The 15,760-nt window shown below is 39.8% G+C and carries 18 protein-coding genes; 5 read left to right on the forward strand and 13 right to left on the reverse strand.

Annotated elements, in window-relative coordinates; all coding sequences use genetic code 11:
• Positions 1 to 163: 163 nt before the first annotated feature.
• Positions 164 to 1,072 (reverse strand): DNA-3-methyladenine glycosylase family protein, encoded by a 909-nt coding sequence (locus ACFX4I_RS10135; RefSeq protein ID WP_377420356.1) that lies wholly within the window; start codon positions 1,070 to 1,072, stop codon positions 164 to 166.
• 219 nt (positions 1,073 to 1,291) lie between these two features.
• On the opposite strand from ACFX4I_RS10135, the gene ACFX4I_RS10140 reads away from it, so the two are divergent.
• Positions 1,292 to 1,873 (forward strand): bifunctional transcriptional activator/DNA repair enzyme AdaA, encoded by a 582-nt coding sequence (locus ACFX4I_RS10140; protein ID WP_377420358.1) that lies wholly within the window; start codon positions 1,292 to 1,294, stop codon positions 1,871 to 1,873.
• Between the two features lie 5 nt (positions 1,874 to 1,878).
• On the forward strand, positions 1,879 to 2,403 hold the full coding sequence (locus tag ACFX4I_RS10145) for a methylated-DNA--[protein]-cysteine S-methyltransferase (RefSeq protein WP_230302380.1): 525 nt from the start codon (positions 1,879 to 1,881) through the stop codon (positions 2,401 to 2,403).
• Between the two features lie 63 nt (positions 2,404 to 2,466).
• Here the strand turns inward: ACFX4I_RS10145 and ACFX4I_RS10150 are convergent, their stop codons facing one another.
• The 4 genes from ACFX4I_RS10150 to ACFX4I_RS10165 form a co-directional block, all read right to left on the reverse strand.
• Complete coding sequence (locus ACFX4I_RS10150) at positions 2,467 to 2,910, reverse strand: DUF2690 domain-containing protein (protein WP_377420548.1); 444 nt, start codon at positions 2,908 to 2,910, stop codon at positions 2,467 to 2,469.
• Between the two features lie 85 nt (positions 2,911 to 2,995).
• A complete protein-coding gene (locus tag ACFX4I_RS10155) occupies positions 2,996 to 3,457 on the reverse strand; it encodes a YjfA family protein (protein WP_230302381.1) in 462 nt (153 codons plus the stop codon).
• A 373-nt stretch (positions 3,458 to 3,830) separates the two neighbouring features.
• Positions 3,831 to 4,322, reverse strand: coding sequence for an NUDIX hydrolase (locus ACFX4I_RS10160; protein WP_377420360.1), 492 nt, complete (start codon positions 4,320 to 4,322; stop codon positions 3,831 to 3,833).
• 156 nt (positions 4,323 to 4,478) lie between these two features.
• A complete protein-coding gene (locus tag ACFX4I_RS10165) occupies positions 4,479 to 4,745 on the reverse strand; it encodes a transporter suffix domain-containing protein (RefSeq protein ID WP_377420362.1) in 267 nt (88 codons plus the stop codon).
• Between the two features lie 288 nt (positions 4,746 to 5,033).
• Between ACFX4I_RS10165 and ACFX4I_RS10170 the strand changes: the two genes are divergently transcribed.
• Positions 5,034 to 5,714 carry a copper homeostasis protein CutC gene (locus ACFX4I_RS10170; protein WP_377420364.1) on the forward strand — a complete coding sequence of 227 codons (681 nt, stop codon included), beginning with the start codon at positions 5,034 to 5,036 and terminating at the stop codon, positions 5,712 to 5,714.
• A 515-nt stretch (positions 5,715 to 6,229) separates the two neighbouring features.
• On the opposite strand, the gene ACFX4I_RS10175 is transcribed toward ACFX4I_RS10170, so the two are convergent.
• Both ACFX4I_RS10175 and ACFX4I_RS10180 read right to left on the reverse strand, forming a co-directional pair.
• On the reverse strand, positions 6,230 to 7,084 hold the full coding sequence (locus ACFX4I_RS10175) for a putative protein N(5)-glutamine methyltransferase (protein ID WP_377420366.1): 855 nt from the start codon (positions 7,082 to 7,084) through the stop codon (positions 6,230 to 6,232).
• A 148-nt stretch (positions 7,085 to 7,232) separates the two neighbouring features.
• Positions 7,233 to 7,970, reverse strand: coding sequence for a MerR family transcriptional regulator (locus ACFX4I_RS10180; protein ID WP_377420368.1), 738 nt, complete (start codon positions 7,968 to 7,970; stop codon positions 7,233 to 7,235).
• A 217-nt stretch (positions 7,971 to 8,187) separates the two neighbouring features.
• On the opposite strand from ACFX4I_RS10180, the gene ACFX4I_RS10185 reads away from it, so the two are divergent.
• The gene (locus ACFX4I_RS10185) at positions 8,188 to 8,481 is read left to right on the forward strand and encodes a hypothetical protein (protein ID WP_377420370.1); all 294 of its coding nucleotides are present in this window, start codon (positions 8,188 to 8,190) and stop codon (positions 8,479 to 8,481) included.
• Positions 8,482 to 8,526: 45 nt separating this feature from the next.
• Here ACFX4I_RS10185 and ACFX4I_RS10190 read toward each other — a convergent pair whose 3' ends face one another.
• Positions 8,527 to 9,375, reverse strand: a complete 849-nt coding sequence (locus tag ACFX4I_RS10190) for a pentapeptide repeat-containing protein (protein WP_377420372.1) — start codon at positions 9,373 to 9,375, stop codon at positions 8,527 to 8,529.
• A gap of 240 nt (positions 9,376 to 9,615) precedes the next feature.
• On the opposite strand from ACFX4I_RS10190, the gene yyaC reads away from it, so the two are divergent.
• Positions 9,616 to 10,188, forward strand: coding sequence for a spore protease YyaC (gene yyaC / locus ACFX4I_RS10195; protein WP_309518566.1), 573 nt, complete (start codon positions 9,616 to 9,618; stop codon positions 10,186 to 10,188).
• Between the two features lie 261 nt (positions 10,189 to 10,449).
• Here yyaC and ACFX4I_RS10200 read toward each other — a convergent pair whose 3' ends face one another.
• From ACFX4I_RS10200 to ACFX4I_RS10220, 5 genes are all read right to left on the reverse strand, one after another.
• Positions 10,450 to 11,760 (reverse strand): CitMHS family transporter, encoded by a 1,311-nt coding sequence (locus tag ACFX4I_RS10200; protein ID WP_377420374.1) that lies wholly within the window; start codon positions 11,758 to 11,760, stop codon positions 10,450 to 10,452.
• 174 nt (positions 11,761 to 11,934) lie between these two features.
• A complete protein-coding gene (locus ACFX4I_RS10205) occupies positions 11,935 to 12,639 on the reverse strand; it encodes a response regulator (RefSeq protein WP_309518564.1) in 705 nt (234 codons plus the stop codon).
• Between the two features lie 2 nt (positions 12,640 to 12,641).
• Positions 12,642 to 14,231, reverse strand: coding sequence for an ATP-binding protein (locus tag ACFX4I_RS10210; protein WP_377420376.1), 1,590 nt, complete (start codon positions 14,229 to 14,231; stop codon positions 12,642 to 12,644).
• 204 nt (positions 14,232 to 14,435) lie between these two features.
• Positions 14,436 to 14,894: a VOC family protein gene (locus tag ACFX4I_RS10215; protein WP_309518562.1), complete on the reverse strand. Its 459-nt coding sequence runs from the start codon at positions 14,892 to 14,894 to the stop codon at positions 14,436 to 14,438.
• A 133-nt stretch (positions 14,895 to 15,027) separates the two neighbouring features.
• A complete protein-coding gene (locus ACFX4I_RS10220) occupies positions 15,028 to 15,537 on the reverse strand; it encodes a GNAT family N-acetyltransferase (RefSeq protein WP_377420378.1) in 510 nt (169 codons plus the stop codon).
• Positions 15,538 to 15,760: the final 223 nt, after the last annotated feature.

Below are 15,760 nucleotides of genomic sequence, written 5' to 3' on the forward strand. Positions count from 1 at the left end.
ATTCTACTGTTTTATCTCCGAATATTAGAGATATATCGACGTATTCTACTGTTTTATCTCCGAAGTTAGAGATATATCGACGTAATATATAGTTTTATCTCCGAAGTTAGAGATATATCGACGTATTCTACTGTTTTATCTCCGAAGTTAGATATATACGAAGTCAATATAGCAATCTCCATAAATAGAAGGTCGCATAGGATTCCCAATCGGCCCACGCTTCCGATAGTTTCAGGATTTCCGCTTTCGTTGGTTTTGCTTCCTTTTCCATGACCAGTTTCAAGGAATTATGCAGCCCGACGTCATCGATGGGAAAGGCTGAGGGAAAACGCAAACAGCGCATCAAGACATAGTTCGCTGTCCACGGACCGATTCCCCGTATTTTAGTCAGCATTTTTTCAGCCTCTTTTACATCCTTTGCATTCAACAGCTTTTCTATAGTAAGTTCCCTTTCTGCAATCAGTTGAGCAACGCTTATTAAATATTCACACTTCTTCACCGTCATCCTCAACTCGGCAAAATCTTCGACCGTCAATTTCGCGATCACATCAGGCTTTGGAAACAGCCAATATTGCTTTCCTTCGAATTCAATAAAATCACCAAATCCCTCAACAAGCCTCCGTTTCAAGGTATAGGCATAAGTCAAGTTAATCTGCTGTCCAAGTATTCCCCAGGCAATCGCTTCAAATAAATCCGGGATGCCCATATTTCTCAAACCGAAGAATTGGCTTACCGGCTTTTGCAATAAAGGGTCATTTTGGGCCAGCTCATAAAAAGGAAGCAGATTTGTCTCAAGATCGAACCAGTGACGAACGTATTGGGAAACAGCATCCTTTACCTGATTAGCCATCGGTGCAGTTCGTCCTGGAAATCGAACGATCATCTCGGTTTCATCCATTGCACTGATTTCTACTAAGAGTGCCTCGTTTTCGACAACAAGTGCACGATAAATTTTTTGATCAACAATTTCGAACAGACATTCATTGGAGGATCTTGATAAGTATGTAAGATTTTCCGAAAAACTAAACTCCTTTGGTGCATGAATTCTCAATTCAATCATGCCTTCATCCATTGATAATGTCCTCCTTTGTCCCATTCTCTTTATTCTAATGAAAAATGAGTACGTTATCTTGCACTTTCATTTAACTCCCTTATTTTAACAGAACAACCCTATCCATAGTCATCCCCCAAAACTTTTCACTTATTGAATCATTACGTTATCTTGCTTTTATATTATCAAAATGTTTGTATATCAACCCTTTCTTGTATACTAAAAGCAGAGGTGAAGGTGTTGAATCCGAAAAAAGCAGATTTCCCGAATGAATATTGGAAAGCCATTATAGATTGTGATCCAGCATATGATGATCATTTTTTATACGGAGTAATCACGACGGGCATCTTTTGCAGGCCCTCCTGTAAATCCAGGGTGCCTAATAAGGAAAACGTGAAGATTTTCAAAAATGCCATGATGGCTTTGGAAGAAGATTTCCGCCCTTGTAAACGATGTAAGCCGGAAGGACTGAATTTACCGACAGAAGAATGGGTAGAACAAATAGCCGAATGGATCGACACCCATTACAGCGAACCCCTCACATTGAACAAATTGGCGGATATTTCCCACGGCAGCCCCTATCATTTACAACGATCATTCAAGGGTGTTAAAGGGATATCGCCCACTGAATACATTCAACGGCTACGCCTTGAAAAAGCATGCAGGCTCCTTGAAAGCTCCGAACAGCCTATAACTGAAATAGGCTTGGCTGTCGGGTTCTCAAGTACAGCCTATTTCATGACGCTATTCAAAAGGAAAATGGGGAATACACCTTCAGGATATCGGAAAGCTTATCTCAAGACTAAAAGCGAAGGAGTGTGAACAAGATGAAGAATGTTAAAGAACAAACCATTGACTGGGCCATATTACATTATGATAGGTGGCAATTATATGTAGCTAAAACCGAAAAAGGACTTTGCTATGTAGGCTCTCCCGGTCAAACTTACGGGGAACTGAAGTCTTGGCTACAAAAACGGTTTCCAAATGCGAGACTTATTGAAAATGAAAAAGCATTAACACCCTATCTAAAAGAACTCCAAGAATATTTCGAAGGGACCAGGCAGACTTTCTCTCTTCCGACAGATGTAAAAGGAACGCCCTTTCAACAAGAAATTTGGGCTGCGCTGAATCAAATCCCCTATGGCAAAACATGTTCCTATTCCGACATTGCCCAAGTCATCCAAAGACCTTCCGCTGTTCGGGCGGTCGGAACGGCCATTGGTGCCAATCCTGTTCTGATCACGGTGCCATGTCATCGGGTAATCGGAAAAAACGGGGCCATTACCGGTTACCGTGGAGGTACGGAGATGAAACAATATCTACTTCATTTGGAAGCGGAAATGAAAGTGTGAGCACAAACTGACCGCAAAAAAAAGCATCCAACTATAAGGATGCTTTTTTTGAGCCTTTGTTTTTTAGAACCAAATGGTCACAGCTTTATTATATGCATCACTATTAGGGATCGCATGTATCCCTTGGGCCTGTGCTTTGCGCGGGTCATAATCATATACCATTGGTGTATAACACGAGGTCTGCCCTATATTCACAACACCATTGCCCCCGGAACTGGCGCATGTATAGGCTTTACCATCAGTACTTCGAACGATCCTGGCATCCGCTTCATGGTTGTATACGGCGGGACGTGTTACAGTCACTTTTGCCCAGGCGGTTTTACAGACAGTGCTGAATTTCAATTCTACGTACGAATTGGAATCGATCCATTTTTTATCCTTCGTTACCGCCGAACTTGCACAACTATTATAGTTAGGGCTTTTACCATCATAAGTATGTGTTTCGGCCAGGGCTTGATTTTTTCCTAATCCAAAATCGACAAGAAACATCGACAGTGTCATCACCATGGATAAACCTATCATTTTAAGCTTTTTATTCAATTCATTCATCCTTCCTTTCCCATAAAAATAGATGAAGGCTTTTCCTTTTTCATTAATACCAGTCGGTTTCACCTGCTGTATATGGCCAAAATGCTACCGCTTTTGCTTTTCGCGGATCTAAATCATATACCATTGGTGTATAGCATGTCGTTTGACCTTTATTTATTTCACCATTTCCTCCAGGAGATGCACAGCTAAATTGTTTATTATCAGTGTTTCGGACAACCAATGCCGTTGCCTCCCCATCCGTTTTAGCCGGTCTGCTTAGAGTGATCTTTGCCCAAGCCGTTTTACAAGTTGTGCTGAATTTCAACTCCAAATTGGCAGAAGCACCGTTGGCATAAATTTTCACTGACTTCTTCGTGACTGCGCTATTCGCACAACTATTATAGTAAGGACTTTTTCCATCATAGGTGTGTGTTTCTGCTGATGCTTTGCTGGCAAAAAAATCAAGGGAGCCAAAAAGGACTAAAAAAGCTACAAAAAATGAAATACATAAAACGATTTTTTTCATTATTTCACTCATCCCCTTAACAAAATTTGTACACTGTTCATCTTACAATTTTGTCATATTCTTACAAGTGATAAATTCCCTAGTTCATGAAAAACTACATAAACCTCCTTTAACTCGCATCCTGCCATCACTTTAACAGTCTGGTATGTCTCGCTTTATCAACTGAATCACCAAAGGACAAAGTCATTATTCCTATGAGCAATTCAGGACAAATAAGGTAACAACTAAGGACATATGCGTATCAAGTTGAGACAAAACGAGCCCATAGGCTGCCGTAGACCGGGAAAGATACAGGTCGATGTACTTAATGTTTTTTTTCAAGAAAAAAGAAAAGCCCCGACAAAACTCGAATCGTTTTGTCGGGGCTTTATTTTCATTTAGCGAGGTTTTCCCTGATCAATCTAATAATGCTTTCATAATAGGAAAGATCATGCGGAACGAACTCATCCCGTCCAACAAACCGATCGATCATCATCCTACTGCCTTCATGATTCATTTCAAATCCCTTAATATTCACTTTGTCCTCCGCTCCGGTCCAAAGCTCTTCGAAGTCATTCAGCACAACCTTCACCATTACGGAAACCTCTTCTGGCTGCAGGTTGAAATCATCGAAGCTATGTGCACTTTCATATAGAAAGACGTTAGCCAGTTCTTTGTCGATGAAACCTTCTTTCGTTTGATGGTAATCAATGATCCCTAATGGAACCAACTCGTCAAAGGAAACGTCAATGCCTATTTCTTCTTTAATCTCCCTGACTCCGTCATATACCGTTTCATGAGCCAGTAAATGGCCAGCAGCCGTAATATCCAATAGATTCGGATAATCTTTTTTCGCACAACGATGCTGAAGATATAGATAATCCACGCCCTCTTCCCTACTGACGAACCAGCAGGCCAATGCCCTAATCTATGTACTTCCTCACGCGAAGCCACACCTGTTTGAATGCATTGGAATCGAAAACTTTCAACAACTCAGTTTCCATGGAGCTTCACTCCCAGCACTTTTTTATAAAAAAAAGCTTCACCCTTTTTCTTTTTTCCAATTCTTCGGGTTTAAATAACCTTTATATTTAGCAGCCACTTCTTTCCCGACCAAAAGCGCGCCTGCCCAAAACATGACTTCCGCAAAGACGATCGCACCTGTTATGACCCCCGCTTTAACACCAGTCGAAAATGGCGTAAAAGGAGCTACGACGGGAATGATCCAAGTGAGCAGGGAAATGATCAGGAATCCCATCCCTACTTTGTAAAACCTCGACTTCCTTACTCCCTTAACTTCTTTATCCAATTAAATAACCTCCGTCATGATGATTTTCATTTAATTCCCCCGCCAAACATTCCACTTTCAAATATACCATTGAATATATTCTTTTTTTTATACGTTTGATTGTTCATTTCGTTTCATAAATATGAGAAAAAAAGAAATTCCATTTGAGGAAAGCTAGGGAAAACTAAAGCAGGTATTAGATGAGAGGTCATGGTATCTATTAATGAATTGACTTTACTATTCTTAATGGATTTAATAATCTTATACATACTATTCTTATAACACTTGCATGCAGGAAAGGAAAATCCAATGTACATTGAATTCATTGCGACAACGATAGAAGATGCCATTTTAATCGAAGAATCGGGCGCAGACCGAATCGAGCTTGTCAGTTCTTTAGCCGAGGGGGGATTAACTCCCAGCCACGCCCTGATAGAAGCTGTCGTCCATTCAGTAAAGATACCAGTCAACGTGATGGTAAGGCCTCATAGCCAGTCGTTTTGTTATACTCAAAACGATTTGGAAATTATGAAAAAAGATATCCAAATCATTCGTTCACTCGGAGCGAACGGGGTCGTATTGGGTGCATTAAATGAAAAAAATGAAATCAATCGACCATATCTCGAAGAATTATTGACGGTATGTGAAGGTTTGGAGATTACATTCCACCGAGCCATCGATGAAACAAACGACCCAGTCATTTCAGCTGAAATGCTGGCACAATATCCAGAAATCACAACGATATTGACGTCAGGTGGGCATGGGGATTTCCCCAGCCGCATGAAAACGATTCAACAAATGAAAAGAGTCTGCGGCGACATCGCGATACTGGTTGGAAGCGGCTTAAATAAGGATAATATCCTTTCTATCCATTCCGAACTGCATACCGGACACTATCATTTCGGTACGGCTGTTCGAAAAAACAACAGTATCATTGAAGGAGTTACATTAGAAAGAGCTAAGGAAATCGTAAACATGCTAAAGAAATAATGTTGGAAAGGGACCTCTTCTTTGGTCCCTTTTATGATGCAGATCTCTTTTTTTGTAAAAAGACCGAGTCCCAAAACCAAAGTAATTCTTTGTAGTTAAAACTTCCATACTGAAGTCAAAATCAAGCACCGAACTATAAAGAATAAAGGAAAAAATAATGCAAACTTAATTTTTTAGGAGGTTTATTGAAAAGGACCTGTAGCGGAACAACAAATAATAAGGGATAACAATATAAAAAGAAAACACGATAATGCCAAGCATCCCCATGGAAAGCGACAGACAGGAAGAGACTAGAGAAAAAAATAAGAAGGAACCACATCGCTTAGATCCGATACCTTTTGACACATTTTCCAAAGTTCCATTTCAACCCATACTTCAAGATGTCTTGAATTTTTTTATTTCTGGATTGCCCCATTTTGTTGAGGAAAATTTATTTTTGAAGGTCATGATTTTTCCCTAGACATAACTTCTTTGTTCCAATCGTTATAAGATAAAACGCCTCTAAAAACATTTCTTTAGAGTGCGGGTCTGGTTCCAATTACGACAGTGGCGTCCAGTTCTTCACACTTTACCACCCGTGGCATCACCCCGTATCTAGCAAAGATTTCTACGGTCTGCATCGCTTGCCGCTCGCTGGTCTCTACTAACAAATGGGAGCCCGGTGCCAGCCAAAGTGTTGCCGAAGCCGCCACCCTTCTCTGGACATCAAGCCCGTCCGCCCCGCCATCTAATGCCACCCTCGCCTCATGCATGCGCGCTTCATGGGGTAAAAGGCAGATTCCCTCAGTAGGGACGTATGGTGCGTTTGCGACCAGTACGTCAACACGTCCCCGTAAATTGGCTGGAAGCGGTTCATAGAGGTCCCCTTCGTATACCTGACCATTGACTGAAGTGACGTTACGACGCGCACACCGCACCGCGGCTGGGTCAATGTCGACGGCGTACAACTCGATATCTTCGAGAACATCGCCCACAGCGGAGCCAACCGCGCCCGTGCCGCAGCACAAGTCCACCACGACTGCTCCTGGCATAGCGAGTGCTGCCGCTTGGCGGACTAAAAACTCGGTCCTTCTGCGGGGTACGAAGACTCCGAGATCAACCTCTATCCGGATACCGCAGAATTCCGCCCAACCGATGACATGTTCAAGGGGCGTACCCGCTATCCGTCTATCCACCATCCCGTCCAGTTCGGCCGTTGTCCCTGCCGTGATGATGAGCAACCGGGCCTCTTCCTCGGCGAAAACACAACCTGCGGCCCGGAGTTTAGTGACGATGCTTGTATAAATGGCATCTCCTTTAAAAACAGCCACTTTACTTCCATCAACATCATTGATTTTCCCGAGGTTAAAGGCGGCATTCATAAATTCCATAAGTTTCCCCCTATTCTCTATAAATCGGAATATTAAAAATATTACCATAACTATAGTATACACCTTCTTAAATTGACCGTCCCCTCAGCTCCAAAATAAGAAGGTTGCCGGAGCAACCTTCCATCATGAAATTTCTCAATCTTGTGATTCAATTTTTGTTAGCGTCCGCAAAATGCCCCATCGCATCACACATGAATTTTGCTAAACCATCACCGTATTGGTCGATATTTTTGGTGAAGCGTTGATCATCCACGTACATTCGACCTAATCCTTTGAAAGCATCCAGTGTGTATGTGCCGAAGTTATTATTCAAACAATCAAACCATTCTTTAATTGCCTCTTGTGCCTCCTTCGACTTGGGCGAGTCATTTCGGATTGACGCAAGTTTTATATAGATATCCGAAACAATTTTCTGTGCATCTTTGGACATGCCCGCCACTTTAACCTTCGACTCATCGACAGCTTCATCTCCCCAAAGCTTGCGGGCTTCTTCTTCATATGGATTCTGACTGAAGTCAAATCCTTCAAATTTTTCTTCATTCGTCATTATAATTTCCCCATTCATATGCTTAATCGATTTTTCAACCGTCTTAATTAATTTATCGAGCTGACTGCGTTTCTCCAGTAACATTTTTTGATGTTGCTTTAACGCATCTTGTTTATCAAACGAAGAGCTGCTTATCATTTGCTTTATTTCCTTTAACGGCATGCCAAGTTCCCTGAAAAACAGGATTTGCTGCAACATCTCAAGATTTTCATTCGAATAAAGGCGATAACCGGAATCGGTTGTCTCCTCTGGCGATAATAACCCGATCTCATCATAATAATGCAGTGTCCGCACACTAATGCCAACTAAATCGGCCAGTTCTTTCACTTTCATTGCCACTGCTTCTTGCCTCCTTTCGATATCATTTACTGTAAGGTATTACGCAACGTGAGAGTCAAATGGAAAAACGAGAATTTTCCGCCCAATTCGAAAAGACGACCCTTCCTAATGAAGAATCGCATATTAGTATAGAGTTCACTCATTGTAAAAACTTAGGATTAAAGCTAAATCTATGTATTAATTTTTCCCATTACTCGTGAATTTCAGGCTTTTACTCGTGAGTTTGGTGCTTTTACTCGTGAGTTTGGGCATTTTACTCGTGAGTTTGGTGCTTTTACTCGTGAATTTCCGCCTTTTACTCGTGAGTTTGGGCTTTACTCGTGATTTTGGGCTTTTACTCGTGAATTTCCGCCTTTTACTCGTGAATTTGGGCTTTACTCGTGAGTTTTACGCTTTTACTCGTGAGATTCCGCCTTTTACTCGTGAGTTTTACGCTTTTACTCGTGAGATTCCGCCTTTTACTCGTGAGTTTTACGCTTTTACTCGTGAATTAAACAATTTTCATTCATGAGGCGTATACTCTGCAGGAAAGTTAGCTCCGATATTAGCTTTACTCCTACCTCCAATGATCGGGAATGCTTAAAGAAAGCGGTAATTTTGTATGCATATCGCCTTTAGCCGAGTTAACTTGTGCTTGTGTGATGAAGAAACTTCCTGTGAGATCGGCACCGCTTAAATCAGCGTCCCTAAAGTCGGCACCGATAAGATCAGTCACTCTCATGTCAGCTTCCCTGAGGTCAGATGCAATAAACAAAGCTCCTCTTAAGTTTGCTCCCCTAAGGTCAGCACCTCTCAACTTTGCACCGATAAGGTCGCTCCCCCTACCTATTTTGTACTGTTTTTTTTGATTTTTCTTAAATGAAACCTTTGCACGTACGAGTTCACTTGTGCGCAGGAGTAAATCATTAACGGTCGCTCTATGGGCTGGTACATTTAGCTCCAATAAAGACTTTGGACTTTGCTTAGTAAGATATTCCGTGTCTTCAAAAGCAGCCTGCAAATCTCGATGAAGTGGTTTCCCATCCACTAAATTCAGTGCTTCATTTAAGTAGCAAAGCATTTCATGAAGTTGTTGCATAATAGGAAATACATCGAACATTTCCTTTGCTGACGCTGGGTTGTCTCTCCAATCGTTTCCATCATAAGTGATCTGAGATACCTTTTGACCGGCACCAAAGCATTCATATACCGTGCAGCCCCTAAATCCTTTTGCTCTGAGATTTTCATGGATGCCGCAACGATAATCCGATTGCAGGTTTGAACAAGGTGTACCTCCATCTTTATCAAATGCAAAATCAGCAGATTTTGCATAAGGCAAAGCTACACAGCACAAACCAAAACAATTCTCACAGTCTGCACGTAAATGATTAAGAATACTATCGTTGTTCGTTAATTGATTAAACAATACTTACACTTCCTTCTATTAAATAAAACCAATCGTTTCATACTAGTAGATTTTTTTGTTTTCTTCTATTTTATCAAAAATTCCAGTAATTCTATATATTAACAAAATACAAACAAACACGAAATGAGGTAATGAAATTAATCATTAGAGGGAAAACATGTGATTTCCAAATTATTAATCATGTTATAATTTCTACAAGATGTCACAGAACTCTAGTAAATAAGATAAGGGAGTGTAGGCATGTATCCTTTTAATGGCAGGAAAAAAGGGGAGACAAAAAAAGATATGCCGTATTGCAACTACACGTTGGAAACAGAGGCAGAAGGAGAAATAGACGAAATGTCTTTTCAAATCGCAAGAGTTCTTCGGCCAACGTCCAAAGAGATCATCTTTTTATGTATTGGTTCAGATCGCTCCACAGGAGATTCATTCGGGCCTTTAGTAGGGACGATGCTAAGAGAAAACCAAGTCCCTTACCATGTCTTCGGAACACTCACAGAACCAGTTCACGCCCTTAATTTGAAAAGTGTTTTGGAAGAAATAAAAAAGCAATTTAAAAATCCCTTTATTTTTGGTATCGATGCTTGTTTGGGTGGTTATCATCAAATTGGTTCCATTTTTCTGACAAAAGGTCCTTTTAGCCCTGGTGAAGCCATGAATAAATCCTTACCTGAATTGGGTGATTATCACCTAAAAGCCGTCGTGAATTATTTAGATCCCCTTTTCCCCCAACAATCCTTAAATGATACGAGACTGGATACTGTCATGAATCTGGCGAAGATTACCACAAGAATCATTGTTAAAACCGTCTAAAATAATAGTAAAACCCCAATAAAGCTTTAGCTTTTTCGGGGTACACTTAAATGCCTAGTCTTGAAGGACACTCGGATGCTTTGTGTTTTAATCATCATATTTTGTAAAGTTCCGCTTTCAATTTCGTATTAACCCTTTATTGTTAACTTGCCATAAACACCTCAACGCTTCATGCTATCACTATGCTAAACCTGGGTCATTAAAGTAAATGCTCTGTTTTTATAGAGTGTGATGATCCACATTCAAAATCCTCCAATATAACTAAATGACTCCCAAGATTATCGCTGCTATTGTCATGACAGTGACAGTCCCTAATGCCCATTTCACGGCAAACCGCTGTAAATCCCCAAAGTCAGTGCCAACTAAACCTATTAGCAAATGTGCTGCAGCTACTAAAGGACTCAATACGTGTATCGGCTGCCCTATTAACGAGGCGCGCCCTATTTCTGCCGCGCTAATTCCATAAGCATCAGCGGCCTGAGCGATAATTGGAAGTACGCCAAAATAGAATGCATTATTAGACATAAAGAAAGTAAAAGGGGCACTTGCATACGCTAAAATTACCGGTAAAAATGGTCCTAAAGGTTCTGGAATAAGCGAAACCAACGTAATGGCCATTGCATCAATCATTTTCGTTCCAGACATGATGCCGGTAAAAATCCCGGCTGCAATGACAATTGAAACAACGGCCAATGCATTTTTCGAATGAACGGCGATTCGATCCTGCTGATCTTTCAAGTCAGGATAATTGACCAATAACGCAACGGCGAAAGCAATCATGAATAAAATGGTCAAAGACATAAAATCAATGATTAAAGATGCCATGAGCACAATCGTTAAAATGAAGTTGAACCAGACCAATTTCGGTCGGCGATAATCATGGGAGACCGTTGTTGCCGCTAACTCGGAATTGGCTTCTGAATTTATTTCTTTAGTGTGATTATGCAGGATCTCCACTACGCCCAATCTCTTTCGTTCCCCTTTTCCCAATATAAAAGCCACGACAAGAACCCAAATGAGCCCAAAGCCCATGACAGGAATCATCGGCAAGAACAATTCCGATGCGTCAAGATTTAACGAAGCCATTGCCATAGCGGAAGCTCCCCCCCACGGTGTCATATTCATTACACCCATGGATAACATGGCAACAGTGGCTAATATTATTTTGTTCATGCCCAGACGCTTATAAAGGGGTAAAAGAGCTGAGACAGTAATGATGTAAGTAGTTGTACCGTCCCCATCTAATGCGACGGTCATTGAGAGAATAGCGGTTCCCAAAACTATTTTTAAAGGATCTCCTTTTACTATCTTCAATATTTTAGAAATGAGAGGATCAAATAAACCGGAATCTATCATTATTCCAAAATATAAAATCGCAAATAAAATCATTATGGCTGTAGAAGCTATTCCTTCAACACCATCCTGCATCATGGGTCCCAGTTCTGTAAAAAAACCTCCGATCACACCAAATATGATTGGAACGAGCATAATGGCCACTAATGCCGATAGTCGCTTCGACATAATTAAATACATGAATACAGCAATCATGGAAAATCCTAAAATGGATAACATCTTCAAGCTCCCTTCTGTTTACCGCCATCTTTTCTTGATAGCGCTTTCTTTAGAGACTATCATCCATCAAGCCTTTTTCACATATAAAGAAAGTAATAAGAGTTTTATTCATTTTTTTCACGCCTGAAAAAGAAAAAACCCCCATTGATGAAAACGAATTTCATCAACAGGGATTTAAAGGTGTTTTATTTTATATTTTCTTTCAGGCCTTCCTACACTGCCATACAAAACTTCAACTTCCATTTCATTACAGGAAACTAAATACTCCAAATATCTGCGCATGGTTGAATAACTAATTCCAACGAGTTGACCTAGTTCATCAGCATTTAAACTGCCATTGACGTTTCGAATCTTACTTCTGACCATTTTCAAGGTATGCTTGTCAATTCCCTTGGGAAGAGGATTTATTTGGACATCATTTGCTTTATTTGGGTTACTTATGGTCCGAAAAAGAGTATCGACTTTATCTTGATTTACTAAGTTGTTATTATGAAGCTGCTGTCTCGTCAGGTCGTATTGGTTGAGCGTCGCTAGTAGCTTATCGATAATGATGGGTTTTATTAGGTAACCAAAAGCCCCTCCCCTAATCGCTTCACTGACTGTTTCGGTATCATTCGCTGCGGTGATCAGAATTACATCAATGCCCCGGTATTCTCTCCTAATTTCCCGAAGAAGGTCAATTCCATTCATATCCGGTAAAAAGATATCCAATAAAATTAAGTCCGGCTGTGCGGCATGTAATATATTTAACGCTTGCTTGCCTGTGCTAGCTGTAGCAATGACAGTAAATTGATCTAGTTGATTCGTAAATTGTTTATATATATTCACTGCATTCTCGTCATCTTCAACAATGACAACTGTAATCGGTCCTTTGGACATTCTCACGCCTCCAGTTCTGCTTTTATATCCTTCGGGAAGGCGATTGTAAATCTTGCTCCGCCCAAATAACTTTGATCAATATAAATTTCACCACTTAAAAGACCAATGGAGTTTTTTACAATGGCCAAGCCGATCCCATGATTTTCTCCATTTTTAGTCGTATAACCATCTGTAAAAATAATATTTTCCATTGCGTGAGGGATACCTGGACCGTTATCCTCGATATCAAATATAATTTCGTTTCCTAAATCAGTAAACGAAACTTTGACCTTTCCCTCATTTTTGTTTTTTTGCCGTGCTGCCTCCATCGCATTATCGATGACATTACCAATAACGGAAACCAAGTGATGGGAATCCTCAGGTTTTAATGAACTGTTTAAATTGCTTTCCTGTTCTATTTCTAATATAACCTGCAATTCTTTTGAACGGTTTATCTTTCCAAGTAAACAGGCGGCGATTAACGGATCTTTAACCGATGACATAAGAAACGAAATGATATCTTGCCTCTCCCTCACTTCAGAAGAGATGATATTCAATGCCCTATCATATTGTTTTAAACTTAGTAATCCATAAATGGTATTTAATTTATTTAAAAACTCATGGTTTTGTGCCCGCATATTTTCTGAAAAGGCCTTGATTTCTGAAAATTCATTTGTTAATTGTTCAATTTCGGATACTGTTCTTATTGTTAAAACGATGCCCCTGACATCATTATGATTTAGGATTGGGGATAAATCCAAAATGTATAGCTGTTGGCCTAAAAGTAACTTACGATTGAACTGTCCCTCTTTTGTGCTAATTACTATTTTGATGAGTTTTTCTAAATGCCCATTTACAACCCGCTTTCCCACCATAAGCTGATGATCATGAAACAATTCATGTGCTCTTTTATTCATGGAAGTAACCTTTTTTTCAATATTAATCGTAATGGTAGCATATCGGATGGCATCAAGTGTCGCTTCCCTTTCTTGAAACAGAAAAGAAATTTCCTCCGGCTCTAGACCTAAAATAAGCTTTTTTAAGCGCCGCGCTATAAATATTGCCCATAAGATTCCTACTATGATTGGGATAAGTGACAAATGAATGATCTTCATTTTATAATTGGTTAGTTGATCCTGCACATTCTCTACCAAAAACCCTACAGATGAAACACCGATAACTTCCCCTTTATCATTCCAGATAGGGGCCTTAGCCTTAATTGCTGGCCCCGATATCCCATTTCCTTGATAAATAATTGATTTGTGTTCATTGAGTACTGCATCATTACTAGTAGCCGTAGGCTTCCCAATATATTCCGGATTAGGATGAGAGTAGCGAAGGCCTTTATCGTTCGCAATGGTTACATAATCGGCACCCGTTGTTTGACGAATCATTTCTGATGCGGGTTGAATCACCTCTGATGGCTGATCATCGTTAAAACCCTGAATGATGGTTGGATTTTGAGCCGCTAATTTTGCCACCGTCATTGCTTGCTTCCCCATATGGTTTTCAACGATGTCTTCCAGCAGTGAAGAGAATAGAATGCTCACAAGCAAGGTACTGATAAAAACAACGAATATGATAAGTAATGTCATTTGAGTTAATAAGTTCACTCTAATTTTAAACTCCACATTTAAGCCCTTAACCTTTCTATAATAATTGCTCATATACTCGTAGAGTATAAAAATAAAATGATGTTCCGTATCACATATGGAATTGAAATAATAATTTGGGCTTTTCATAGCAAATTCCTATGTAAGAAAACAGTTTAATTTACCATGGTTGAGACTAGGCAGGAAACGTTTCCTTTACAAAGTTCACTTAGTTAATAGTGCATCCCATTCTTCAAGTGAAAGTTTTTCAGTCATATGCTTATATGAATCAGGGACTTCCACCGAACACATAAGTTCTAGACTATTTCCATCCGGGTCATTAAAATAAACGGAAGCGTTTCCTTGGTTCGGACGCACAAAAGGTTCAATCGATTTCCTTTTTCCAAAAGGGACGACTTCAATTTTTAGGGATTGGAGCCAAGTTAATGCATTTTTCATATTTTCATAAGATACCCGAAATGCGATATGCTTTAGTGAAGGGTGGTATGGAGTTTGATATTCTTTCCCTTCCCATAATCCGACCCAGCTTTTGTTTTCCTCTATCCAAAAGAACGCTGTATCTTCATCCCTCCAAGCTAGCTTCAAGCCTATTTTCTTATAAAAATCCATAGAGATGGCCAGGTTCTTTACGGGTAGATGGGCTTCATATAAACCTTCTATCATATTATATTATCCTTTCTCCTTTTAAGTAATGAAATCTTTTGCCGGAAAATATCTCGAGATTATTTCTTCATCACTTAAATTCTTTGTAATTTAAAATATGGTGGAATGCGTTCTATAATAGAAGAAACTGGATTTAAAGGATCCTACTATAATGGTAGAACATTAGCTTTTGACCTGAATCCGCACTAATTTCCTCATTAATCGAAATCCGTTCAAAACCGTTTTTCAATAAAATCTTTTGGGAGGCAATATTGTCGCTTGTCGTTTTGGCTTGTAATTGAGTCACATTCAAATCCGGCGCCAGATTAACCAAAAGCTTTAAAGCTTCATTCGCCATCCCCCTTTGCGTAAACGTTTCACCGATTCTGTAACCGATATGAGCCGTACCATTAATGGGATCGATATCCACAAGGTTAATCCTGCCGACGATTATGCCTGAACCATCCTTAATTAAATAAAAAGAGGAGATACCAGCTTCTTGTTCTTTTAATAATTCCTTGTGCCTGATCTCAAACGTTCCAAAACTATAATAATCATCTCCCCGGCCTGGCACCGTTTGCTCGAAAAACCTTCTATTATTGCATTCAAATGCAAATAACGCTTGTGCATCTTGTTCATTTAGCCTGTGAATGTATATATCCATCATTCCTTCATCCTTTCAAAAAACGCTAAGCATATGCGACCTGATATATCATTCAAGAAAACCAAGGGATTATCCTTCATGATAAATATATATAGAATATTTTTTCATTCAACAGTTTTTAGCAGCAATCAAGTGTTTTTGTTAAAGAATCTATTTTTATTCGTTCGATTTTGCCAACAAACCATTTATATGGATAACACTGTCGCATACTGACAAATTCGAC

The sequence above is a fragment of the Peribacillus sp. YIM B13472 genome (genome assembly GCF_042788005.1).
GTDB classification, from domain to species: Bacteria; Bacillota; Bacilli; order Bacillales; family DSM-1321; genus Peribacillus; species Peribacillus simplex_E.